The following is a 26,383-nucleotide window of genomic DNA, read 5'->3' as shown; positions in this document are numbered from 1 at the left end:
AACTCTTTAAGTTATTTGAGCAATTTTATGATGACTTACAACTTTCCTTAATGACAAGAAAAGTACACAAATTTATCGCCATATTCTTATGTTGCTAACAACGTTGTCAATGCAATTGATCCTGATGGCAGATTAATAATATTCGTTGGAGGATTAAGAAGCCCTATCCTTGGAAATGACCAACAATTCTGGGGACGAACAGGATGGCATAAGACTCAATACGGTTTATATGGTAAAAAAGGATATTGGTCGACCAATAAAAACTCATTTGGTAAACCAACAAATCTAATTAACACTTTTGCTTCAATGCATAATGATAATAATCATTTATTTACAAGTGGTTCAGCAGGGAATTGGAGTAGTGCTAATGGAAGAATGCGTCAAGGGAGAAGAAATGCAAGACAATTTTATAGAAGATATAAAAAAGGAAAAGTTAACCTTCAAGATGGAGAAGCTATAAGAATAGTATCTCACAGTCAAGGTGGTGCACATGCAGCAGGATTTGCAGACCAACTAAGAACCTATAAAGATGCAGATGGAAATTCTTTATTTAATATAGAAGTTATTTACTATATAACACCACATCAAGGAAAGAACATAACTACGCCAGAAGGAATCCAATCCTTTCAATTTAGTCATCCAAGTGATGCAATATCTGGAGAAGGGTTTGGGGTAATTAATTTATTTAACGGAGGTAAGCATTTCGGGCGAATTAGGAATGTAAGTTATTTTTCTAATAGAGATATTATGGGAGGTGAAGGACAACCAAAAGCAGGAGGTCCATTAGGTAATTTTGGTGGTCATAAATCAACAGACAATCAAGAACATATAATTTCTGTTTTAAACAATTTTTGTAAAAATAATCCGGGCAAGTGTAAGGAAATTAGTCTTGACCCTTCAAAAGCTAAAAAAGAATGAAAGTATTAAAAACAAAAAAAGAAGCTTTATTAATGATTTTGCTATTAATATTTACATCTTGTAAGGTGTATAAACTTGATCATAGTGATTATGATTGGCAACCTTATAAAAAAGGGGATATCTTAATTTTTGAAAATTCTAATGGCAAAATTGATACAATTAATGTTAGAGAGAGTAATACTCGAAATGCTAAAGAAATAACCCCTTATAAATTCTTTTCAGAAAAACATCAAATTAATAGTTCAAGAGGAGAATTAAATAATGATGCACCAACAATAGTTCAATCTAAACCAATATTATTTAAAAGAAACATTAGCTTAGTTTATATAGGCAGAGAGAATGATAGTGCCTATATAGGTTTTTCAGAATATAAGCCACCAGCTAATTATAATATTTTTGTTCCTATAAAAAAAATGGAAGATTTTATATATGAAGATAATTTATTAGGTAAATGTTATAAAGTAAATAATATTGATAATTACTATAATGGTTTTAATAATCCATTAAATTCTTTATTCTTCTCTAAGAAATATGGCTATTTAAGGTTTAATTTTAAAGATGGAAATTTTGTTCAATTAAGGAAGTTTATACGTAATGGGGTAAATATTTTACCTAACAATGGTAATGGTGTAAATTAGAGCATAGCTTTAATTTGAAATATAAAAAACTGAAAGACAGCGATTAACTTAAATGTTGATTGCCGTCTTTCTTCGTTATTTGGTGTAAGTGATTGATATACAATTATTTGTGATGCAATGCAACCTCCGAGATAGTTTCACAATAAACTGTCCCAATTATGGGAATTACTTAGAAATAAACAACTTAGAGTTTTGATATTCAAACTCTAAAATAAAGCTAAAAATGGGAAGTCTTGAAAAAGTCTTCCGTGCAATCTCTACGCCTATTTTAAAATAATATGTTCCTTATAAGGGATCGTACTAGAAATGAAATAGTTATGAGATTTGAATAAAAATTAAAAATTTGGGTAATGGTACAGATTAGTTGCTAAACTAATTTTCAATCATAAATATTTGTAAAACAGCAATTAAATTAAGTTTTAGTTGCTGTTTTATTTTCTAACAATTGTTCAGATAAAAGATCAGTATTTATCAAATTAAACAAGAAGAAATCTTGAAAAATCAAACCCTAACTTTCAGACTTTTTAAAACGTTGATGTAGATATAAATAAGTCAACGGAATAAAATACAAACTTATAAATGTTCCAATGATCATTCCGCCAATAACGGTCAATGCTAATGGTTTTTGCAAAGTAGCTCCTAAGCCGCTCATAAAAAGAAAAGGAAGCAACGCCAAAATAGTGGTCAACGAAGTCATTACAATAGGTTTAATACGTAATTTTCCACCTTTTTTAATAGCGTCTTCAGTAGAGAAACCTTGTTTCTGTAACAAATTTATCGTGTGAATTTTTAAAATACTATCATTAATAATCACACCACACATCACAATCATTCCAATAACAGCCATCATATTAATCGATTCGCCAAATAGCCAAAGTAGGAGTAAAGCGCCGCCAATATCAATAGGAATTTCAAGTATAATAATCAATGGTTGCCATAACGATTCAAACTGTGCAACCATAATAAAATACAACAACAAAACCGCAACTAAAATAACGAGTAACAACTCTTCTTGTAACTCTTGAAGAGAAAACCAACTACCAGAAAAACGGACATTAAAATTTGGATGATTTTTAACATTGGCTTGTACGTTTTGGATTGTAGTTTCTATTGTAGTTTCAGGTTGCATTGGAAAACCAATATATTCACCATTTCTGTTGGCAGTAATCGTTTTGTATTGTTGAATTTGTTTTAGTTTGATTAAATTTTTAATAGGAATATAAACACCATTATCATTTCTCACAAACAACCGATTGATCACATTTTCCACGTTAGCAACGTTGTAATTTAACTTGATAGGAATAAACTTTTTTGCCGTTTTTAAATCATCAATAAACTTTTGACTAAACGTAGTTTTGAGTTCATCAATCAATCTGTTATAATTCACTTCGTACAACGCTAAGTTTTCATGCATAACTTCAATAGAAACGGTCTGTTGTAATGGAATTTTAGTAATAGATTTTTGATTTAAAATTTTCTGAATTTCGTTGAGGTTTTCCTCTTTTGGAACTTCAAGTCTATCTTTTGAAAACACTTCCGCAACAAGCATATGACTTTCTGTATTAAAAATATATTCAAAAATGGTTTTTGGTTTGTCAAAACGAAAAGCAACATTTTTGTAGTTCGCTTTCAGCTTTTGCTGTAATTGTTTTTTGATGCGAATAATTTCTTTGGCAGAAGTTGCTTTAAGATAAATAGAAGCTTCCGAAAGGCTTTTTACATTATTTTGTTGTACTAAAAATTGTTGTTCACCAACCTGAGAAAAAACGGTTGTTGCTGTAGGAATATCTTCAAAAAGAGTTTGAATCCGACGTTGATTTTCATGCACATTAATTTGTGAATTCCAATCAATAGTGACAACCGTTTCATTAGCTGCAATTTCAGGCAATTGTTCATATTTCATGATAGTAAATAATACAAAAGCAATACAAATACTTCCAATGGAAATTCCATACACCATCCATTTTTTTGCAAAGAAAAAACGATATCCTTTTTCATACCAAGTATCTACATGTTGTGTTTGAAAACGAAAAGTGGTTTTTAATTGTATGTTTTTACTTTTTAATTGCTTATAAATTGGAGGAATTAGAAAAATAGAAACCAACAACGATGTACCCAATCCGATAGAAACAGCCAACGCTTGGTCAAAGAATAAAGCGCCTGTAATTCCACTTAAAAAAAGTAATGGTAAAAACACCGAACACGTTGTCAATACGGAACTTATTAATGGTGTTATTATTTCATTTGTTCCTTCAACACAAGCTTCAAGCAACGTATAATTAGCCTCTAATTTTTGCGTAATATTATCAATAACAATGATCGAATTGTCAATCATCATTCCAACACCAAGAATCAATCCCGAAAGTGAAATAATATTGATAGAACGTCCAAAAAGATATAAAAAAAGTACACTTATTAGTATAGAAGTTGGAATACTAACAGCAATAATTAATGGCGATTTTACATCTTTCAAAAAGAAAAATAGAATCAAAATTGCCAAAACACTACCAATCCATAAACTCGATTTTAAGTTGTCAATTGATAATTGTAGCAGTTTTGTTTGATCTTGATTTGTTGCAAAATCTAGCTCAGGATAATCACTTTCAAAAGCTTGAATCAGCGTTTCTAACGACGTTTTTAAATCGTACATTCTGGCATCGGCCTGTTTTATAATTGCCAACACAATAACACGTTTTCCGTTGTAATACGTTAATCCACGCGCTTGTTGTGATTTGATGGAAACGCTTGCTAATTCTTTTAATTGAAAAATTTTACCATGAATATTCAAGTAAATAGTTTCAATGTCTTTTTGCGTACGTAAAGGATTTTTAAAGATAAAATTGTATTGATAAATTCCATTCTGAATCGTTAAATTTCCTAGCTCAAAATTATTACGTTGAATTGCATTCACAAGCACTTCATTCGTCATTCCTAAGCTGTTCAGTTTGTCTTGATATGGTGTAATAATAATTTCAGGTTGTGCTTGTCCATTCATATCAGCCAAAGCAATATCGGGAAGCTGTTCAATTCGTTTTTTGATGATGGTTTCTGTAAATTCACTAAGTTCTAAGAAACGTTCGTCTGAGTAGTTTTCCGCTAGGGAAACCGTCAAATTTACAATAGGAATATCGGTTGCAGAAGCTTTTAAAACCCTTGGTCGTTCTAAATCGCGCGGCAATTGATTGAGCGCCGCGTCTACTTTTTCATTGGTTTCAATAAACGCATAATCTGTATTAGTGCCGTATGCAAAACGAAGTTTTAGAGTAGCAATTCCGTCTCTGGATTGTGTTTCAATATCGGTTAAATTGGCAACTTGCAACAACTGATTTCGCAATGGTCTGACAATATTGGTTTCCAATAGGCGCGCCGTGTTATTTGGATAGGAAAGTTGTACGGTAATTTCAGGAATATCGATGTCGGGTAATAAAGAAGTTGGAATGCGTTGTGAAGCAACAATTCCTAAAAGTAGCAACGCAAATGTTACCATAAAAACAGCAATGGGTTTTTGTATTAAAAACCGAACCATTAGCGTAAATTTTCTTCTTTTTTCGATCTGAAAACAGGCGAAATTTTAGCATCGTGCGATAAATTCATATTTCCTGCAACAATAATTGTATCACCATATTTCAGTCCTTTTTGCAACGCATAACTTTTACTGTTTTCGTCTAAAATTTCGACATAATTCCACTTGGCTTTGCCATTTTTTGAAGTAAACACAATTTCTTTATCTTCACGAAACACAACAGCTTCTCGTGGAATCACTAAAAAATTATTTAATGGTTTGTAAATGAGTATTTTAACATGCATTCCGTCAAACAAAGAAGTGTCTGATTTTTGAATAGTTCCTTTTACTTTTACAAGCCCATTTTTATCAACTAACGGATTAATTTCCGTGATCATTCCTTCATAGTTCATCTCATCATTTACAAAAGAAGTTACCGCAATTTTCTGATCAATTTCCAGAAAAGGAATTTCGTTTTCTAACACAGAAAAAGAAACTTCCAATTGTTTTCTATTGATGATTGTACAAAAAATATCTCCAGAAGTCACAAAATCGCCAGTTTTACTTTCCAAGTTAGCAATAACGCCGCTAAAAGGAGCTTTTAATAAAGTTTGATTGTAGCGAATTTGAGCACTTTCTAGCGTGTTTTTAGCTTCTGTATAGCCGCTTCGTAAGTACATATATTTGAGTTTTACAGGATCAATTTTATCATTTTCAACTCCTGCAAAACCATAATTTATTTTCTCTTCAATAAAATTTCGTTTTGCTTTTTCTAAGTCAATTTGAGCTTTTTCCAATAGATTTTTTAAGACTTCATTGTCTAAGCTTGCTAGCAAAGTTCCTTTGTGCACAAAGGCTCCATTTTTGATACGAATATTTGCAATACGCTCACTTATTTTAAATCGAAGTTCGCTTTTTTGCAATGCTTCAACAATGCCGTTCGCTATAATTTGTTTTTGAAAAATAGCGCTATCAATTTTTACAGTTTCAACAGTCAATCGTGCAACTGTTCGTATTGTTTCTTGTCCTTTTTCATCAAAAGAAGTCGTTTCGGTTTGCTTTGCACATGAGATACAAAGTAAACATACAATCGTATATAGCAATGCTTTATTCATGGTGTTTTTCTAAATATATTTTTGCGTCTTCAACTTCCAAATCTGTAATTTCTTCGTAATAGTAGCAGTTTTTTTTATCAATATGAATTAGCAAAGGTTTCCCAAAATCTGTTTCATACGAATAGATATTTCGATCGATGTCTTCTACATAATTGTGTTGTTTTTTCAAAGTTGCTGCTTCATCATTGTATTGTTGCATTTCTGAAATTCCTACAAAAATAATAAGCAATGAATCACTTTTTGGGATGGAAGCCAACATTTCCAAGTTGGAAGCTACACAAGGTTCACAACCGCTGAGTGGCATTAAATAATAAATAGTAGCGGGTTTTTTAGCAATTTCAATACGGTGTTCATTCTTCATATAGAACGCAAAACCTTCATAGAATTCACAAGTAGTTTCTTTGGAAGCACAGCCAATGAGAAAAATACATAAACACGATATGAATATATATTTGCTCATAATTTTTCAATTTTATATTTTCTCGTGTAAATCAATTGATCTTCGTAGTTCCAATATTCTTCATTTGGAGCAATGAGGTAACCATCGGGCAACGGAATCGATTTATAAACACCAAGTGAACCGTTTTCAAATAACGTTTCGCCAACGATATTAAATTCTGAATCCATCAAGATAATTGAAGAAGTTCTTTTGCTTCCATTGTTGAGTTTTCCATTGCTCATTTTTAAAGCTTGCTCATGATGAGTAATACGTGAATACAATCCAATAGCTTCATGATAATTTATATTATCGTAAAAAGGCATTGTTATTCTATAATTCCAGTTTTTTTGCTGAACCTTATAAGCTTCTTTCTTCATAGGTGCTGGAATTTCAGAAATGTACTTACTGGTTATTTTTTTACGAAAAAGGAATTTTCCCGAAAGATCAAAAATTTCAATAGTATCATCATACGGATACGAAACTAGAATGTTCGTATTTGTAACGGTCAGATTTGGCTCCATCACATCGTCAGGATAATTGTAACCTTTTGACAACGCGGCGCTTTTTGCGGTTGGAATGATAAAATCGGTCACTTTTTCAGATGCTAAATTTAATACACCAATTCGGTTACTGTTTTTATATTCCCAAGGTTGTACCAAATACGCGTAATGCAACACTGGAAAATATACATTTTGTTGACTTTCTTGAAGTCTAATTTGTGGAAGTATTGAAATGATCTGACTATTTTCGGGAAGTATTGAATTTTCTGTGATGTCATATTTTTTTAAGACTTCTCCTTTATCATTTATCAAAAGAAAAGAAGTTTCAGCATCAGTGACTAAAATACTGTCTTTGGTAATCACATGAATTGATGATAATTTTGAAGTTATATAAAAGTCAGGAATTTTAATTTTACCCGCTATTTTTTTTGCTTTGATATCTACTTTGATAATTTCATTTTTTTGTAATCCATATAGAATAGCATCTTTAAAATCATTTTTAAAAAATGAAATACCTACAGATGCTGGCATTCGAATATCTAATGAGTCTTCAATAACGATTGTATGTGTATAATTTTTGGTGTGTGAAGTGTTGTCTTTTTTGCAGGAAAATGATAGTAATAGGATAGAAAGTATTAGAAAGCTATTGAATTTTTTTTTCATGTAATAAAAGTGTAAAGAATTAGTAGATCAAAATTTACAGCATAGCTAAACAGCTAAAGAAATTACCCTTTCTTTAGCTGTTGTGAATTTTCATATAGTATATATATGATGAAAATAAATTAATTGTTAACTGGTGTAGCTGGCCCTGCGTCAACAACTTTAATTTCTCTGGTATCACCAACTAAACATTCATCAGTGTAGTGTTGGAAACATTCTTCTTTGTATGGCTCGCTTCCGCCACCGTAAAGTTTAATCCATTTTCCTAGTCTGTCTTGAGCTTGTGCATCTGTAGAAGTTTGTGCATCTGCACTTTCAACTTGAAATAATAACGCTCCTGAAAACAGGAAAGCTGCTACGAAAGCAACTGTGAAAATTCTTTTTTTCATAATTGTTGGTTTTTAAAATAATTAGTTTGGTTATACTTCCAATGTAGTTTATTTTTTTACACAAAAAGAATAAATGACCTTTTAATAAGTAAGGTATTTCTATAAAAATATATTATATAGTATTGATATACAGTTAATAGTGTAATTTTTATGCTTTAAGGCGACTTGTAGTCTTAGGATGTCAATAAATTCTATATCTTGTAGTAAAAGTACTTGTGACATGGTTTTACGTTGTAAAATTTGCTTGCACAGTATGTAAAAGATGAAGATTTCTTCCTTTAAAATACAAGTCATATTTTTGATACTAACTGTTGTTGGTCTGTTTTTGTTGCCAAAAATAGGATTGCAATTGTATCCAAATTCAAAACTTCCGTCAATTACAGTCAATTACTCGTTAGCAACTGCCACTGCATATACATTGGAACGCGACGTTTCCTCCGTTTTGGAAGCTGGTTTTGCGAGATTAGAAGGAGTTTCAGCTATCGCATCTAAAAGTGCCGAAAATCATGGCTACATCACCTTAAACTTTGACAAACACACGGATATTGATGTCGCCCGATTTGAAACTGCAACCATGATTCGGCAATTGTACAAGCAACTTCCTATACAAACTTCCTATCCTACCATTCGGATCAATACACCAAATGATGAACAACAACGCGCTTTTGTTAGCTATAGTATCAATGCGTTGCAACGTACGGAAGTCATTCAACAAGTTGTAAACTCACAAATAATTCCTACGCTTGGCGCTATTAAAAATATAGATCAGGTACAGTTATATGGCGCAACACCTTTAGAATATCAAATTGTATATGACAACGAGTTGCTTCAACTCCTAAAACTTACCAAACAAGATTTAATTTTCGCTTTGCAACAATACTTCACCAAAGAATCGTTAGGAAATGTACACTATCAAGATGCGTTTAGTACCTTAACCATTCAACCCAAAATAGCAACTACAGATTGGCATATTCCGATACAAAAAGTAACAGCTAAAATTATCTATTTGGATGATGTTGCTCAGATTCGGAAAACACCACAAGAACACCAAAATTATTATCGTGTCAACGGAAAAGACGCCATTACACTTGCTATGTATGCTACTAAAAATGCAAATACCATAGCATTGGCTAAAGAAGTGCAAACCAAGCTAAAAACACTCGAAAAACAGTTGCCAACCGATTATGAAATTGTAAAAACATACGATAGTACAACGTATTTACAACAAGAACTCAACAAAGTATACGAACGAACATTGTACACAATATTTATTCTATTCGTTTTCATTTTATTGGTCAGTAGAAGTTTCAAATATCTCTTTATTACTTTACTTTCAATTATCGCAAATATCAGCGTTGCATTTATACTCTATTATGCGTTTCGTATTCAATTGCAATTGTACTCACTTGCAGGAATTACGATTTCGTTAGGACTTATTATTGATAATAGCATTGTGATGATGAATCACATTCGAAACAAACATCATAAAAGTGTGTTTTTGCCTATTCTTGCATCTACACTAACCACTATTGGCGCGTTGTCGGTTATTTATTTTTTGGAAGATCATCATAAAGTAAATTTAATCGATTTTGCATATGTAATCATCATTAATTTAGGAGTTTCGCTACTCGTTGCGTTGTTCTTAATTCCTGCTTTGTTGGAAAAAATCTGCTTAACAATAACTGATGAAAAAAATCCGCGAGTTCTTTTGCACAATACATTTTATACGTTGTATTACAAACTGATTTTAGTGTTAATTCGGTTTAAAAAAACGGTCATTATCATCATCATTTTAGTATTTGGAATTCCTTTTTTTATGTTGCCACAGCAATTGGAAAAGAATGATACTTGGTATGAAAAAGCATATAATTCTTCTATTGGAAACGATTGGTACAAAGAAAATTTGCGTCCGTATGTCGATCGGTATTTGGGCGGATCGTTCCGATTGTTTTCTCACTATGTATTTGATGCTTCTTTTTATGAAGAAAATGAAGAAACCAAGCTTTTTGTGCATGCAGCTATGGAAAAAGGCGCTACTGTGCATCAAATGAATGAGGTATTTTTAATGCTTGAAAACGATTTGCAGGCGTACAAAGAGTTACAACAATTTACAACTTCTGTGTACAATCCTGACAATGCGTTTATAGAAATCACATTTAAAGAAGCGTATAAAGAAACAGATTTTCCGTTCATTTTAAAATCTAGACTCATTGCTAAAACAAAGAATTTTGGTGGAATTTCGTGGAATATTTACGGAGTTGGAAATGGATTTCGAGCAGGAAATAGTACTACAACGCTCATAGATTTTTCACTAAAAGGAAAAGGATACAACTATGATATGTTGAATAGTTGGGCAGATACGCTCAAAATAATGCTTGAAAAAAATACGCGAATCAAAAATGTGCAAGTGCGCGAAAATAGTCGTAGAAGCAAAAATATTTCCTATGAATATCTTTTTACACTCAACAAAGAGCAACTAGCACGCGCCAATGTTACACCTTCACAAGTATTCTCGGGATTACAAGCGTTGACACTTTCCAAAAGACACGATCTATTTTTAAATATTGAAGGTGAATATACGCCAATTCGATTTGTGTCTAAAACCTCAAAAAACGCGCAACGTTGGCATATTGAAAACACAATAATTAATGCGGAAAACGTTCCAATAGTCTTAAAAAATACGGCGACAATCCAGAAACAGCGTGAAGCAGAAAGTATCTATAAAGAAAACCAAGAATATGTCCGATTGGTTGAATTTCAGTATGTTGGCGCTTCAAAATTTGGATCACAATTGGTCTATGACAAACTGAAAGAACTCAACAAAAAGTTACCACTTGGATACACATTTGATTTTTCAGATCAGAATTGGTATAATAATCCAAAAGACACCACAAATTACGTTTACTTGTTACTCTTGATCATGGGAATTATCTATCTTATTTGCACCGTTTTATTTGAAAGTTTTACACAACCATTTATCATTTTAAGCATCATTCCTGTATCATTTATTGGTGTGTTTTTAACCTTTTATCTCTTCGAATTTAACTTTGATCAAGGTGGCATGGCAAGTTTTATCTTATTAAGTGGAATTACGGTAAATGCTTCTATTTTTATTGTAAATGGATTTAATATCTTAAAAAAACAATTTCCAAATCGTGATCGAATGTTGTTGTATGTAGAAGCGTTTCAGCAAAAAATAATTCCAATACTTTTCACCATTATTTCCACTATATTAGGATTCATTCCATTTATAAAAGATGGACAAAGCGAAGTATTTTGGTTTGCTTTAGGAATCGGAACTATTGGTGGATTACTCTTTTCTTTACTTGGAATTCTATTGTATTTGCCTGTTTTTACGTTAAGAAAAAGATGATTTTTTTAAAGAAGTACCATTACCATTTTTCCTTGAATATAACGTTCAGGAATAAATCCGTACATGCGAGAATCAATAGAGTTATGACGATTATCACCTACTGCAAAATAATAATTTTGTTTAAAAGTATATGTTGCTTCATTTTGATTGGAAAGCACGTTTTCTTCATTTTCAAAATCACGAATACAAGCTTGATACAAGGCAATATTTTCTTTGGTTAGCGTAATAGTCAACCCTTTTTTGGGAATTACAATTGCACCATAATTATCAACAGTCCATTCGCCTTTTTTAGAAGCTGGAAATATCGTTTCTGATTTGAAAACTTTGCCATACACAACTTTTTGCAATGTATTTTTTTCGGTAGTCGAAATGGAATCGAACTCTCTATTTGATAGTATAGAAAACAATCCTTTATGATCTACATAACGGTAGCAAAAAAGCGGAAGTTCAGGCACTAGTTTTTCATTGATAAAAACTGTAGTATTTTTAATTTGTAACGTATCACCAGGCATGCCGATCAATCGCTTAATTAGCAACGTGTTTTTCTTCTCTTCCACCGATTTAAACACAACAATATCGTTTCTTTTTAAGTCTTTAAACGCCTTTAATTGCCTATATCTATTGTGTTTTACAGGAGTATATGATGGATTTAAAAGTGAACCCACCACAGGAATATCTCCAAAATTGGCAGGTATTTTTGTACCATAGGTTATTTTGTTGACCAACACATAATTGCCAGGCAATAAGGTTTTTTCCATAGAACTTGATGGAACGTAATATATATCGAAGAAAAAGGTACGTACAAACGTAATTACGATTACAAATAAAAGTATGCTGTACACATATGTTAAAACTTGATAAACTCCTGAAGGAATCTTCTTTTTGATGAAGTTAGCTAGAATTTTTAACGTAACTGAATCCAGTAAAAAGAGTAATACTATAGAAATTAAAATAAGTGATGACCACACTAAAAATAGCAGGATGAGAATACATCCTATACTAAAAAATAGTTTTTTGTATGATCTTTTTTTTAAACTCATAAAGAGCGAATTGTATTATTTTTGATAATCAGGACAACCATAACATCTTTTCGTTTCTGAGTCAAATTGATACGTTAATGAAAGTTCATATACACCGCCAGTTCGTCCAATTCTTGAAGTATTAAAGTCATACGAAACTCCAAAACGGAAGTTTGTGTATTGCAAACCTGTAAACACATTTACAGACGTTAATAAATGACTATTTCCACTATTTTTTGAAGGATTGGTCACTAATGTCGATCCTAAAAATAAACGACCAACCGAAAGCGAAGTTCCTAAGTCAAAACGATTAAAACGACCTTGATGCATGTAGTTTCCTGTAATCATCAAACGCGTTTCAAATGGTAAAAAACGCACATCGATAAAATCGGTTACTAAAAATTCGTATCCAGCACTTATGGAGAAAAACGTTTCTAACGGAACATTTCCAGTTAATGTCAACGAAATATTTGGTCTGTTCAAGTGTTTCGCCGAAATACCAATCCAAGCTTGTTCTGTATTAAACAATAATCCCGCAGAAATATCCCAAAAACCGATAGCACCATCATTTAAAGATAACAAATCAATTGAAGTAGCACTAATTACGTTTGTTTGTATGTTAATTTGATCTTCTAATAACAGTCCTTGAAACCCAAGATTTTTCCAACCGCGACCAACTTCCAAACCAGGTCTAAAATACCAATCGTCACTCAATTGGACTTGGTAGGCATAATTTACATTAAACTGAGAAAACACATATCCACTTTGACTTTCGCGTTGATTTAAAAAGCTAATTCCTACGCCACTATTTGCTGCTGCAAACCATGTACTCGCAAATGCATAATTGGTGTCAATTCGTAAGCCTAATGCTGGCCATTGTGTTCTGTGAACAATACCCATATGTGTGGTTTCTAAAAACCCTGCAAACCCAGGATTGATAGTTTGTGGCACTAAAAAGTATTGTGAAAATATAGGGTCTTGCGCTTGCATTTTAGGAATGAAGCATAGACCAATAATAAAGAGGCATATTTTTAATTTCATAGTGCGATTATAATATTAACGTAAGTGGTCCATTTTCGCGAACAACAGATCCAAAAAATGTTTTAGCAGTAAATGTGTAATAGTAATTTCCGTTTTCGACAAGTTCGCCTTTAACTTTTCCGTCCCAACCTTGAATGTCGTCACCAGTTTCCGAATAAATTAAGCTTCCCCAAGTATCATAAACGTCCAATTGCATGTTGTCTAATCCAATAAAAACAGGTCGAAAGAAATCATTTAAACCATCATCATTTGGTGTAAAAGCGGTTGGCATAATGAGTTTGTATCCTTTTTCTATGAGTAATGTAATTACACGTTCGTACACACAATCTCCAGGGAAAGTTACCGTTTGAATTACCGTATAGGAGCCAGGCGAAGCATAGGTATGTAATGGATTTTCTTCATTTGAAAAATTGCCATCACCAAAATTCCAAGAAACGTTTGTAAAGTCGCCAGTTGTTGTATTGGTAAATTGTATTGGATCTTGTTGAGAGTAAATTCCATAAGTGTCAAATGCTATTGAAGATAGATCAAAATCTGGATTGCTTAATTCAGGAATATCAACTTCAAATGTATAATTATTTACACAACCAAGTGCATCCGTAGCTTCTAAAATGACCAAGCCATTTTGCGAAGTTGTCATCATTTCATCATTAGCGCCTGTAACTATTCCGCTAGACCAGTTTAGTGTATACGGAGGTACACCGCCAGATACTTGCGCTGTAAAAACTTGATTTACCGTAAAAGTAGTACAGTTTACATTGGTTTCAGTATCTACATCTACCACAATTGGCGAAGGTCGCACAACTGTGTACGTGTCAGAAACATCACAACCATTAGCGTCAACAACCGTTACGACGTAATCGCCTGGTGGAATTGCATCTAAATCTTCTGTGTTTGCTCCGTTTGACCAATTCACCGTAAAAGGAGCTGTTCCGCCAGTAATTAATAGGTTGATTGCCCCAGAATTAGGATCGTCACAATCAAGCGCATTCGTAATGTTTGCAGCAATTGAAAGTTCGGCAGGTTCAAGAATGATAAACGTTTCCGTGATGGTACACGGAACAGCATCTACAATATTTATAGTGTATGTTCCGGGTCCGAGATTGTTTCGTTCTACACCAGCATTTGGATCATCTGCCCAAGCAAAATCAATAGGAGCTTGTCCACCTTGAAAGTTTAACATGATACTACCATCATTCGCACCAAAACAAGAAATCTGCGTCACCACAGGTACAATTGTAAAAATTGGTGGTGAAGGAATTGTAACTGTTACCGAAGCTGTACAATTGTTTGAATCTGTTACCGTAATTGTATAATCGCCAGCAGATAAATTTGTCTGACTCATTCCTTCGCCAAAATTACTCCATTCAATTGTATACGTTCCTGATCCGCCTGTAATATTTGTAATCGTGATAGACGCATCATTATCGCCAAAACATAAAATTTCTGTATTCGTTGTTGTAATTACAATTTCGTCAGGTTGTATTAGCGTAACGCTCAATGTATCATCACAACCATTTGCATCTGTTACCGTTACATTGTAGGTTCCGCCTTCAAGCGCAGTTAAGTTTTGTGAAGCACTTGTAAAACCATTTGGACCTGTCCATGCGTATGTGTATTCAAAAACGCCAGGCGAAGTTTCGGTTGGTGTTCCGCCTGTAGCGTTAATTTCGATAGCTCCAGAATTATCTCCAAAACACGTTAAATTCATTTGACTGACTAATGAAGTTGTTAGCTCATTCGGTTCTGTTATAGTAAATGATTGTACAATTGGACCACAATTATTCGCGTCAGAAACTGTTAATTCATAGGTTCCTGCGGTTAAGCTTGAAATATCTTCATTGGTAGAAAAAGGCACGCCATTTCTTGTCCAGCTGTATGTGTAATTTGGAGTTCCGCCAGAAACAGTAATCGCAATTTCACCGTCATTTGCTCCAAAACAACTAATAGGAGTTTCAGTATCGACGGTAAGTATTAATTCGTTTGGTGCTGTAATTGTGTAGGTTTCTGAAAAAGGACAACCGCCTTCATCTTGAACCGTTAAGGTATAATTGCCAGGTTCAAGATTTGAAATTGTAGCGTCACTTGAGGTAAAACCATTTGGGCCTGTCCAAGATATAATGTAGGGTGTTCCTGTGGTAAAAGGTACGCCACCAGTAATATTTGTTGTAATTTCTCCTTCATCATCACTAAAACATTCAATATTGGTAATCATTACATTAGCTGAAATAGCAGGATTTACAGTTACTTCTATTGTAAATGTATTTCCATCACAAATTCCTGCAGTTGGCGTTACCGTATACGTTACCGTTGCAGGAGAACTCGTTGTATTTGTTAATACCTGACTAATGTTGGTTTGCGGAGTAGTTTCAGCAGAAGCACCAGTAATACTTCCGACAGGTGAAATAGATGGAGCTGTCCATGTATACATTGTATTCATTGGAACAATATCACCGCTAGAAGTATCAGGTGCAATTGTAAAGCTATTTCCACTACAAATGGTTGCTGTAAAGTTGCTAATTACAGGAGTTTCATTTACAATTATTTCTGCTGTATCTGTAATAATTTCAGAACATCCGCCAGAAGAAAATGTAATGATACAGTAGTAATAGTTAGTGCCAACTGCGGATACATCTGGCGTGTATGAATCCGTGGTTTGTCCGGCAATTGCAGTTCCTGAAGTTACATCATCAACTGTATTGGAATACCATTGATACGTTGGCGTTCCAACACCATTTGTAAAACTTACGGTAAGTGTGTTTACAGTAGCTCCTAAACATAAATTCTGCGATTGTGGTTGCGTATTGATTGCAGGTCCTGCATTTACATTTACTTCCGAGGTTGTACTTATAGCCGAACAACTATCACTTGCCGCTTGCGAAACTATACAATAATAGTATAATGTACCAACTGTATTTGTTGATGGTGTAAATGTTGCATTGGTTGCGCCCGCAATTGCCGTTCCGCCTGTGTTGCTATTTACAGTATTGCTAAACCATTGGTATGAAAATGTTCCCAAACCACCAGAAGCTTGTACTTCTAAGTCTTGAGGAATACTATTTTGACATAATGTTTGTGTAGTTATTGGTTGTACATCTATTACAGGCGTTTCCACAACTTCAATTTCTGCAACATCACTTGATACATTGCTACAACCACTTCCTGCAAAAGACAATTCCACATAGTAATAAAAGTTTCCTGTCATTGTAAATACTGGTGGCGTATAGCTAGAATTTGTTGCGCCTGTAATTGCTGTTCCGCCTATATTGCTATTAGTTGTATTGCTAAACCATTGATAGGAAACTGTTCCTGTTCCATCAGTAAAACTTACTGTTAATGGACTTGTAATTGTACTTCCAACACACAAACTTTGCGTTGGTGTTGGTTGTGTAGTAATGGTTGCATTTGCAGTAACAGTTACACTTGCAATTTGTGAGTTTATTGTAGAACAACCGCCCGAAGCAAACATAATTTCACAATAGTAAAAGATTTCTCCAACTGTATCCGTTGGTGGAATATAATCAGAATTGGTTGCTCCAGCTATTGGAGTTCCGCCTGTTGTACTATTAGTCGTATTGCTATACCATTGGTATTGTGGTGAAGTTCCTGAAGTTGCTACACTTAACGTATTTGGAGTTCCATTTTGACAAACTGTACTCGATTGTGGTTGTGTTGAAATTTCTGGTGCTGGATTTACCGTAATCACAAAATCTACAGGTGTTCCTGTACAGTTTCCAATAGATGGTGTTACCGTATACGTTACTGTTCCAGAAGAAGTACTTGAGGTTGTAATTATTTGTGCTGGAATGGTTGTTGAATTTCCAACAGGTGTAAAACCACTAATTCCACCAGTTGCTGTTGCTGTCCAATCGAAAGTAGTTCCTGCAACAGTTGAAGTTAAATTGATTGCCGCACTTGAAGTTCCTGAACAAATTTCTTGTGTGAGGTCAGTGTTTGTAATTACGGGAACTTCTTCAATTGTAAATGTTTCTGAAATTATACTGGAAACACCACAATCATTGGTCACTTGAAGTGTAAATGTGTATGTTCCTGCTGTTCCATAATCAATAGTTCCTGGCGATTGCATGTTAGAACTTGCTGGCGTTGCTCCAGGAAATTGCCAATCGTATGTAACGGAACTTGCGTCATCCGTACATGTTTCAATTACTGCTGTTGGTGTGATAGACGTTGTATTACAAATAATTCCAACAGGATCAATCGTTGCTGTTGGTGGTTGCTTTACAATAATTTGTTGCGAATTTGTCGTTTCTCCACAAGCATTAGAACCTGCCAATTGAATTGTATACGTTCCAGGTGTTACAAAATTAAAAGATGGACTTGCCGAAGTGGCAGTTGTTCCGTTGGTAAAACTCCAATCTTCAGGAGTTGTGCCACAAAAGTCGGAAGCATATGTTACTTGCCATTCGTATGTTGGTGGTTCACAACTAGTGGTTTCATCTGTAGTATTTGTAGTGGTGACAGCTAATGGTGTACAGCCAGTTACAGCACTTAAATTAAATTGTGGATTTACGGGTGCTTCTACACAAATAGTTTCCGAAAGTACATCAACACCACATCTATTTCCAACAGTTTGTGTAATGGTGTATGTTCCGGGTTGTGTAAAGTTTACACAAAGAATTTCAGAACCAGATTGCCAAACATCAGGATCGGTTAATCCAAAATCATTACCTACGTCGCCACTTGTAACGGTAAACGTATTTGGTGAAATTGACCATATTACATTTGGGTTTGTACTACAATTCGAATCACTTCCATTGGTAGCGTTTCCTATAGATAAATCTTCAAAACATACTTGTGTATTGATACAAGACGGTTCCGTAGGAAAGGTAAAATCGGCTTCTGGAATAGAAGAAACATAAATAGGTACCACTCCAACCGAAGAAGAACTACATGGATTTGATGCTACGATATTTGCCGAAAATGAATTTGCATAGGAATTACTTCCGTCAGAACTTGTAGTATTACAAGATGAGGTTGCAAATGTATGTGTAATACTTACGGGTGGCGGATGATTAAAAACTTGTGGTGGTGATCCGTCATTAAAAGTAATCGTATAGGTTGTTCCAGGTGGGTTATTATCAGTTCCTGTAATTGGAAACGTTAATGCTTCCGTATTACAAATATCTGTATTACCAGGGTTTCCTAGAGAAACCGCAGGATTTGATCCCACAAAAACCGCATATTCTTGTACCGTAGTACATCCATTATTTCCTTGAATTGTATAAGTTAAGGTATAAATTCCAACATTATAATCGTGCATAATGGCAGAACTAAAGGAAGTAGCATTAAAGTTTGCACTTCCATCTCCCCAGTCAATCGTATAATTTTGATTTAATGAAGACGCCGTACTTGATGTATTTGTAAAATTGAAGGTAGAAGCCATGTTATCACAAATTCGAAATACAGGTTGTCCGTCAAAAATTGCGGCACCTGTTCCACCAAGACTAGCATCTGGTCCTTCGGTAACCGTAATTGTCACGTTTCCAGTAGCAGGATTCGAAACTCCTGTAGCATCTTGCACTTGCGTAATATCATACACAAAAGTACCATCAGTATCAGTAGGAACTTCTAGCGTAGCCGTGTTTCCTGTTGAGGTAATAAGTTGCGGCGTACCAGCATTTATAGTGTATGTAAATGTATACGGAGCAGTTCCTGCCGAACCTGTAAAAGTGATGACTGGCGAATCATTATATTGACAAACCGTTGCAATATCTACACTTATGGTAGCATCTGGCATTAACAACGAATGCGCATTTTCAGAATCTCGGGACGAAGCATTATGTAGCTGTAGCGAAAAACAAACTAAGAATAATGCTAAAATGTATTTTTTTATCATACAGAGGTTATCTAATTGAACAACATATTTAAATTACAAATGTTAAAATTTTAACAGATTAAAAGTACTAATATCTTTTTGTTTACGTAAGAAATAGGTTAAAAAAATTATAGAACTATTTCATTTTCAAAATAATTCAATAAAACGCATTTATTTTTGTGGATTTCCGTATTTCTGATACAATTCACTATTTCTTAATACGATTTGTGTATTTGTTACTGCTAAATTAATACAACAATTGGTGTCTGAAAACCTCAGTATAGATGATTTTTTTCTAATGATTTCTAAGGAAGATACAATTCAATGACTATTTACGACAATTCAACAGAAAGTACGCTTGTATATGAAGTAACTATTGCATTTTTGAAGCATCAATCAAAACGAACAACTTTAAAAATCAACACCTTATGTCACCATCAGAAGTTTTTTCAATCGTCGGTATGTTAGCCATGTCCATGTGGATTTTAATGGTATTTCTACCAAAATGGAACGTCACACGATTCTTTATCGATTACAAAATTATTCCAATCGTATTATCAATTGTCTATGTAATTTACATCATTCAAGCCATGCAAATTGGTGGCGGAATGGACTTTGGAAGCTTACAATCTGTGATGACATTATTTACAGAAGAACACGCCGTCTTAGCAGGTTGGGTTCACTATTTAGCTTTCGATTTGTTAATTGGAATGTGGATTCTCAATCAAAATGAAACTGTAAAAATTCATCATTTACTAATCATTCCATGCTTATTTGCCACCTTCATGTTAGGACCTGTAGGATTCTTACTTTTTATCATAATGAAAGCTATTAAACTTAAAAAAGCCTAACGATGAATTTCCTTAAAAATAGTATTCGCACCGTAAAAACAGCAAGTCCAATATTGTTTACCATTGTCATAATTCACGTACTTGGTGCCATTGTTTGTATTGGCGGATTGTTTATAGACGATAGAACATTAGCAGGCGTAAATGTTTGGGTAAAACCTTTAAAATTCTGCATTTCTGGTGCTATTTATATCTTTACGGTAGGTTTTTTAATGACCAAATACCCGTATTCGACACGAAAGAAAAACATACTCAATAACATTGTTTCGTGGACACTTTTATTAGAAATCGGAATCATATTCTATCAAGCTTCACGTGGCGTTCGATCGCATTACAATCAAGATTCATTGTTTGATGGATTGCTGTTTGCAGCCATGGGAATTTTAATCGCAATCAATGTATTGGTAATGATTTTATTTGCTTTTGATGCCGCTCGATTAAAAATGAACGTTGCAAAACCTATTCAAGTTGCCATCTTTTTAGGTTGGATTGTTATCATTGTCGGAAGTTGGGTTGGCGGACAAATGATTAGTCAACTAGCACACAATGTCGGCGTAGCTGATGGAGGCGAAGGTTTGCCACTCGTAAATTGGAGTACAGTTGCAGGCGATTTGCGCATTGCACATTTCTTCGGATTGCATGGTATTCAAATAATTCCGTTATTCGCATTGGTACTTTCTAAAAAGTGGAAAACATCCAACAGAAATAAAGTAATAGCAACAATAATCTTCGGATTGGTATATGCCGCTTGGATTGCACACCTATTTTATCAAGCAAAACAAGGATTGCCATTACTAAAATTATAATCGTACACAAATGCTCTTAAACAAGGAAAAACGTCTAAAATATATAGGTTTCAACGATATTTGGTTTGTTGTAATCGGGATTATTGTACTTAGTTTTGTGACAGATTATTTATTCAGCAATTCGTTTATGCGCTATCCGTTTTGGGAAGCTGTCATTAATTGGAGTGTTTCGCTAATGTTTTCAATTACGAATTGGTTTGTGATGCGTTTCAACTTTATTTTCCTACGAAAAAAGTTTACAAGCGTAGAAGATGTTGGCAAAAGAGCGTTGTTACTATTCGTTTCAATCGTTATTTCAGTAACGTTAATTGATGCCCTTGGCGGTGTAATTTTAGGCTATATTTTTGACCAAACCTATTATTTTTCAGAACGATACCGCGTGTTATTACCAATCATCATTATCAGTGTAATGGTAATGGCAATTTACGAAGCGATTTACTTTTACATTCAACTCAAAAAATCAATTCGAGAAGAAGAGCAAGCCAAACAAGTAGTTGTTTTGGCACAATTAGATGCGTTACGAAACCAGGCACAACCGCATTTTTTCTTCAATAGTTTAAATACATTGCGCGATATCATTGATCAAAATTCAAAAGATGATGCCAAAAAATTTGTAGATAAATTATCTGATGTATACCGATTTATCTTAGATTCTGGTGATGCAAATGTAATTCCGCTGCGTGACGAACTCAAATTTGCACGTGCATACATTCACATTCAAACGGAACGTTTTGGCGATAATTTGAAGCTTCATTGGAATATTTCTGAAGTTGAATTGGATAAAATGATTGTTCCGATGAGTTTGCAATTATTACTCGAAAATGCTATCAAACACAATGTCATTTCCCGATCAAAACCACTCACAATTAATGTTGGAATTAAAGATGATTTTATATTTGTAAAGAACAAAATTCAAGCAAAATCAACACAATTACCATCTACCAAACTGGGATTAATCAATATTGAAAAAAGACAAGCATTAATCTCTAACAGACTTCCAATAATTGTCAACAATGGCGAAGAATTTACAGTGGCAATACCATTATTAACGGCATCAGACATAAAAGCATAATTATGAATATACTTATTATAGAAGATGAATTTCGCGCGGCAAATCAGTTGCAAAACATGCTCAAAACCTGTGATTTTACATATAATTTGCTAGATATTATTGATACGGTTGAAGATGCTGTTACTTGGTTTCAAACCAACAAAATGCCCAATTTGGTATTTATGGATATTCAATTGGCAGATGGTTTAAGTTTTGAAATCTTTCAAAAAGTTGAGGTCGAAGCGCCAATTATATTTACAACGGCATTTGATCAATATGCAATTCAGGCATTCAAAGTAAATAGTGTCGATTATTTACTAAAACCAATTCAACACGAAGATGTACAAAAAGCATTAGATAAATTCAACAAATCAAGCAAGCCAGAAACTATTGATGCAACTGTTTTAAAACAATTACTAAGCAGTATTCAAACGCAAACAGAAATCAAAAATGCTAAAAAACGAAGCGGTTTATTGGTCAAAGAAGGAAGTGGTTTTGTGCAAATAAAAATTAAAGATTTGTTATATGTGTATTCAGAAGATAGTGTAACATTTGGCGTGACAAATGGCAAACGGTATGTGATTGATGAAACTATTGATCAGTTGTTCAATTCATTTGATGTTGATCAATTTTACAAAATCAATCGTGGACAAATTGTTGCCAAAAACGCTATTCAAAAAATAAATCCATACTTTAATCATCGGGTAAAACTATCCGTTTCTCATGAACGTGATCAGGAATTCATCGTCAGCAGACAAAAAACAAGTGATTTTAAAGCGTGGATGAATCAATAGTGAATTAAATCAGACACAATGGAGATATTATAAACTCTAGCAAAGAATCTAAAAATATATACATATTTTTACCAAAACTAAAACTGTGAAGGTTAGTAACAAACAACGTAACATTTTCATCGGAATGCTATTCCTACTTACCTTTGTTGCAGTACTTCGAAAACCAACAATTTACTTCCCAGATTCTACAGGATATCTCAATATGATGATCAATCGTACGCCTGGTTATCCAATCTTTTTAAAACTCATCACCTCTATTTTTGGAAGCAATTTTGATGTTGCATTGCGTTTTATACAAACCGCAATTGGTTGTTTTTCAGTATACATTTTTATTCGTAAAATACGACAGGTACGACTCTTAAATAACTTTTATACTAGTTGTTTTTCGGTGGTATTATTACTTCCGTTTTTAGTCGGTGTGCGTATTGGAAACAGTATCTTGTCGGAAGCACTTTCGTATGCTTTGTATATAATTGTGATAGGATATTACCTAGCTTTTTTCATTTCAAAAAACAAAAAAGAACTCTATTATGCATTGCCAATTTTAGGAATATTACTCATTACACGTTATCAATTTATCTATCTAATTCCTGTAGCATTTTTGATGATTTTCTGGATTAATCTCAAAGAAAAACAATGGAAAACCTACAGAATAGCAATGGTGTTATTGTTCTGTTTGCCAATTGCAACTTCGCTGGTTGATAGAACTTATCACAAAGTCGTTCACAATCGTTTTATAAGTACGCCGTGGACAGGAATGAACATCATTACAGCGGCATTTTATGTGTCAGATGTGGAAGATGAAGCTATTTTTGAAGATGCACAAGAAAAAGAATTCTTTCAAAACACCTACAAAGGATTGGTTGAAAAAAACCTAAACATTCATCATTTAGAAGCAAGAAAAAATGCTGATAAAACGATGGTATACATTCAAGAATTTGCAAATATTACGATGGGACCAATATTCAAAAACGGAAATGCCGTGTTAGCTCAATCACTTTCTGAAGATGAAAAATACATTGCGCTTGAAAAAATGACGAAACGCATGTCAAAACCATTGATTCTTGATAATTTTTCAGAATGGACAAAACTCTACATTGGAAATTTAATCTATGGTTTTGGTGGCATCAAACAAATGGTTTTATACCTATTTATTTTGCTCTGTAGTTTCGTAGGAATCATCAAATACAACACAAAAACCTACAAAATACTACTCTTACTTTCGGTACTTTTAATTGGTAACCTTTTAATAGTTTCTATTGGAATGCACGCGATTATACGATTTACATTTTATAATGATTGGGTTCTCTTTCTAACCATTTTTATTTTACTAAATTCGCTTAACAAAAAATTATATGAGTCCTGAATTATCAATAGTGATGCCTTGTCTTAATGAAGCGGAAACAGTAGGAATCTGTATACAAAAAGCACAATCTTTTTTTGAAAAGCACAACGTAAACGGAGAAATTGTCATTGCCGATAACGGCAGTACAGATGGTTCGCAAGCTATTGCTGAAAAACTAAATGCACGTGTTGTTCCTGTGCTGGAAAAAGGATACGGAAGTGCCTTGCGTGGCGGCATCAACGCGGCTTTAGGAACGTATATAATTATGGGTGATGCGGACGATAGTTACGACTTTGAAGCTTTAGAATTATTTCTTGAAAAACTACGTGAAGGAAACGATTTGGTCATGGGAAATCGTTTCAAAGGTGGCGTTAAAAAAGGAGCCATGCCGTTTTTGCACAAATACTTAGGAAATCCAGTATTATCATTTATTGGACGACTCTTTTTCAATATAAAAATTGGCGATTTTCATTGTGGATTGCGCGGTTTTTCCAAAGAAGCTTTTGGTAAAATGAACCTGAACACAACCGGAATGGAATTTGCTTCGGAAATGATTGTAAAATCGAAATTAAACAAACTTTCCATTGTGGAAGTTTCCACAATACTACATCCAGATGGACGTACGCGTCCGCCACATTTAAACACTTGGCGCGATGGTTGGCGACACTTGCGTTTTCTGCTTTTGTACAGTCCAAGATGGTTATTTTTATATCCAGCAATCATTATGATTATTGTCGGAATGATATTATCAACCATTTTAATCATACAACCAATCACGTTTGCAGGAATCGTTTTTGACGTACATACACTTTTATACACAGCAAGTTCGGTTGTTGTCGGATTTCAATTCTTAGCTTTCTATGCATTGACAAAAATATTTGCGGTAGAAAATGGATTGCTACCCAAAAGTGATCGGTATGACAACCTTTTCAAATACTTCAACTTAGAAAAAGGACTCATTGCAGGATTTCTAATTCTTGCATTGGGAATTTACTTAAGTGTAGACGGATTATTAGCTTGGAAAGCTACAAGTTTTAGTGATTTAAAACCTGCGGAAACGCTACGAACAATAGTTCCGGCAGTTTTTACAGTGATGTTAGGGTTGCAAATTGTGTTGTTTAGTTTCTTCTTTAGTATTTTGGGTTTGAAGCGAAATATTAAACTGAAAAAGAAAGACTAGAAGTTAGAAAATCTTGTTTTTTCCGCAGTATAGGAATTGTTTTCCGTTAAGAATTTTTGAAGTCTTGGAGAAAATTTAGGAAAATAATTACGGTTTTAGTTTTCGATAGAAAAACTAAAAATACCTCTGGAAAAATTCCCTTTCTTTTGTTTCTTTTCTTTGGGAAAGCAAAGAAAACGAAAATTAGAACTCAAAATAAATTTAAAAAAATTATGCTGTCTTAATCACACTCACAAACTGATATTTTCCTTTAAAAATATACTTTACCAACGGAATATGATTGTACAAATACACAGGACATTGTTGTTTGCGTTCTGTTAATTGATGCTTTTTCAATAACTCTTGAAATCGTTTTTTAGTAAAATAACGCTTTGGGATAGAAACACCATAGCCGTAATTTCCAACAATATCTGCCAATTGTAACAGCGTTCGGGAGAAAAAACCATATTCAAAATGATCTTTAATGATGATAAAATTTGCAACGCGTTTGGCTTCTTTCAATAACTGATCTATATTTTCAGCATCATGATGTAAAACGTCGCTAAAAAGCACAATAGCAAAGCTTTTGTCTTCAAACGGAAGTGTTTTTCCATCAAAAGCGACATAATTTTTCCAGTTTTGCGTATTTGGGTAAATATCAACGCCTGTAGCTTCTAATTGTTGATGTTGTTCCGATAGAATTTTAGTGATTTTCATATCTCCACAACCGATGTCTAACAATGAAATCGATTCGTTTTCAATATGCAATTCGTTAATTTCTTGTGTAAATAATGTGCTCAAAATAGCAATCCGATTGCTGTGTGAAGCATTCTTATGGAATCGAATTAAGAGTTTGTCAAAGAAACTTTTTTTATCTTTTGCTAACGGAGAACTCATATATGGTTTTGATATGAAGCGGTAAAGATAGGAATTATAATAGATTGAAGGAT

18 protein-coding genes are annotated in these 26,383 nt (G+C 33.7%); 9 read left to right on the top strand and 9 right to left on the bottom strand.

Annotated elements, in window-relative coordinates:
* Positions 1–306: 306 nt before the first annotated feature.
* Positions 307–918, top strand: coding sequence for a hypothetical protein (locus tag ACQ654_RS12550; RefSeq protein ID WP_430410682.1), 612 nt, complete (start codon positions 307–309; stop codon positions 916–918).
* Complete coding sequence (locus tag ACQ654_RS12545) at positions 915–1,556, top strand: hypothetical protein (protein ID WP_430410681.1); 642 nt, start codon at positions 915–917, stop codon at positions 1,554–1,556. The genes ACQ654_RS12550 and ACQ654_RS12545 overlap by 4 nt, the downstream gene beginning before the upstream one ends.
* Positions 1,557–2,064: 508 nt before the next feature.
* On the opposite strand, the gene ACQ654_RS12540 is transcribed toward ACQ654_RS12545, so the two are convergent.
* From ACQ654_RS12540 to ACQ654_RS12520, 5 genes are all read right to left on the bottom strand, one after another.
* A complete protein-coding gene (locus tag ACQ654_RS12540) occupies positions 2,065–5,082 on the bottom strand; it encodes an efflux RND transporter permease subunit (RefSeq protein ID WP_430410680.1) in 3,018 nt (1,005 codons plus the stop codon).
* Positions 5,082–6,173 (bottom strand): efflux RND transporter periplasmic adaptor subunit, encoded by a 1,092-nt coding sequence (locus tag ACQ654_RS12535; RefSeq protein WP_430410679.1) that lies wholly within the window; start codon positions 6,171–6,173, stop codon positions 5,082–5,084. Before ACQ654_RS12535 ends, ACQ654_RS12540 begins: the two co-directional genes overlap by 1 nt.
* Entirely contained in the window at positions 6,166–6,633 is a 468-nt protein-coding gene (locus ACQ654_RS12530) for a hypothetical protein (RefSeq protein WP_430410678.1), read from the bottom strand. The genes ACQ654_RS12535 and ACQ654_RS12530 overlap by 8 nt, the downstream gene beginning before the upstream one ends.
* Positions 6,630–7,775 (bottom strand): hypothetical protein, encoded by a 1,146-nt coding sequence (locus tag ACQ654_RS12525; RefSeq protein ID WP_430410677.1) that lies wholly within the window; start codon positions 7,773–7,775, stop codon positions 6,630–6,632. The genes ACQ654_RS12530 and ACQ654_RS12525 overlap by 4 nt, the downstream gene beginning before the upstream one ends.
* Before the next feature lie 119 nt (positions 7,776–7,894).
* Positions 7,895–8,161 carry a hypothetical protein gene (locus tag ACQ654_RS12520; RefSeq protein WP_430410676.1) on the bottom strand — a complete coding sequence of 89 codons (267 nt, stop codon included), beginning with the start codon at positions 8,159–8,161 and terminating at the stop codon, positions 7,895–7,897.
* A gap of 262 nt (positions 8,162–8,423) precedes the next feature.
* Between ACQ654_RS12520 and ACQ654_RS12515 the strand changes: the two genes are divergently transcribed.
* Positions 8,424–11,534 carry an efflux RND transporter permease subunit gene (locus ACQ654_RS12515; protein ID WP_430410675.1) on the top strand — a complete coding sequence of 1,037 codons (3,111 nt, stop codon included), beginning with the start codon at positions 8,424–8,426 and terminating at the stop codon, positions 11,532–11,534.
* Between the two features lie 5 nt (positions 11,535–11,539).
* On the opposite strand, the gene lepB is transcribed toward ACQ654_RS12515, so the two are convergent.
* From lepB to ACQ654_RS12500, 3 genes are read right to left on the bottom strand one after another with little or no spacing between them, the layout of a single operon-like run.
* On the bottom strand, positions 11,540–12,574 hold the full coding sequence (lepB, locus tag ACQ654_RS12510; protein ID WP_430410674.1) for a signal peptidase I: 1,035 nt from the start codon (positions 12,572–12,574) through the stop codon (positions 11,540–11,542).
* A gap of 15 nt (positions 12,575–12,589) precedes the next feature.
* The gene (locus ACQ654_RS12505) at positions 12,590–13,594 is read right to left on the bottom strand and encodes a PorP/SprF family type IX secretion system membrane protein (protein ID WP_430410673.1); all 1,005 of its coding nucleotides are present in this window, start codon (positions 13,592–13,594) and stop codon (positions 12,590–12,592) included.
* Positions 13,595–13,601: 7 nt separating this feature from the next.
* Positions 13,602–19,451 (bottom strand): PKD domain-containing protein, encoded by a 5,850-nt coding sequence (locus ACQ654_RS12500; RefSeq protein ID WP_430410672.1) that lies wholly within the window; start codon positions 19,449–19,451, stop codon positions 13,602–13,604.
* A 407-nt stretch (positions 19,452–19,858) separates the two neighbouring features.
* On the opposite strand from ACQ654_RS12500, the gene ACQ654_RS12495 reads away from it, so the two are divergent.
* From ACQ654_RS12495 to ACQ654_RS12470, 6 genes are all read left to right on the top strand, one after another.
* Complete coding sequence (locus ACQ654_RS12495; RefSeq protein ID WP_430410671.1) at positions 19,859–20,281, top strand: ABA4-like family protein; 423 nt, start codon at positions 19,859–19,861, stop codon at positions 20,279–20,281.
* 2 nt (positions 20,282–20,283) lie between these two features.
* Complete coding sequence (locus tag ACQ654_RS12490; protein WP_430410670.1) at positions 20,284–21,084, top strand: hypothetical protein; 801 nt, start codon at positions 20,284–20,286, stop codon at positions 21,082–21,084.
* A 10-nt stretch (positions 21,085–21,094) separates the two neighbouring features.
* Positions 21,095–22,156 (top strand): sensor histidine kinase, encoded by a 1,062-nt coding sequence (locus tag ACQ654_RS12485; protein WP_430410669.1) that lies wholly within the window; start codon positions 21,095–21,097, stop codon positions 22,154–22,156.
* Positions 22,157–22,158: 2 nt separating this feature from the next.
* On the top strand, positions 22,159–22,929 hold the full coding sequence (locus ACQ654_RS12480) for a LytR/AlgR family response regulator transcription factor (RefSeq protein WP_430410668.1): 771 nt from the start codon (positions 22,159–22,161) through the stop codon (positions 22,927–22,929).
* An 85-nt stretch (positions 22,930–23,014) separates the two neighbouring features.
* Positions 23,015–24,295, top strand: a complete 1,281-nt coding sequence (locus tag ACQ654_RS12475; RefSeq protein WP_430410667.1) for a glycosyltransferase family 39 protein — start codon at positions 23,015–23,017, stop codon at positions 24,293–24,295.
* Entirely contained in the window at positions 24,285–25,454 is a 1,170-nt protein-coding gene (locus tag ACQ654_RS12470; RefSeq protein ID WP_430410666.1) for a glycosyltransferase family 2 protein, read from the top strand. Before ACQ654_RS12475 ends, ACQ654_RS12470 begins: the two co-directional genes overlap by 11 nt.
* Positions 25,455–25,664: 210 nt before the next feature.
* Here ACQ654_RS12470 and ACQ654_RS12465 read toward each other — a convergent pair whose 3' ends face one another.
* A complete protein-coding gene (locus ACQ654_RS12465) occupies positions 25,665–26,330 on the bottom strand; it encodes a class I SAM-dependent methyltransferase (RefSeq protein WP_430410665.1) in 666 nt (221 codons plus the stop codon).
* Between the last annotated feature and the right edge of the window lie 53 nt (positions 26,331–26,383).

It is taken from the genome of Kordia sp. (assembly GCF_965283645.1).
Taxonomy (GTDB): domain Bacteria; phylum Bacteroidota; class Bacteroidia; order Flavobacteriales; family Flavobacteriaceae; genus Kordia.
The sequence above is the reverse complement of the archived record's forward strand: the minus strand, read 5'-3'. Positions and strand labels throughout refer to the sequence as shown.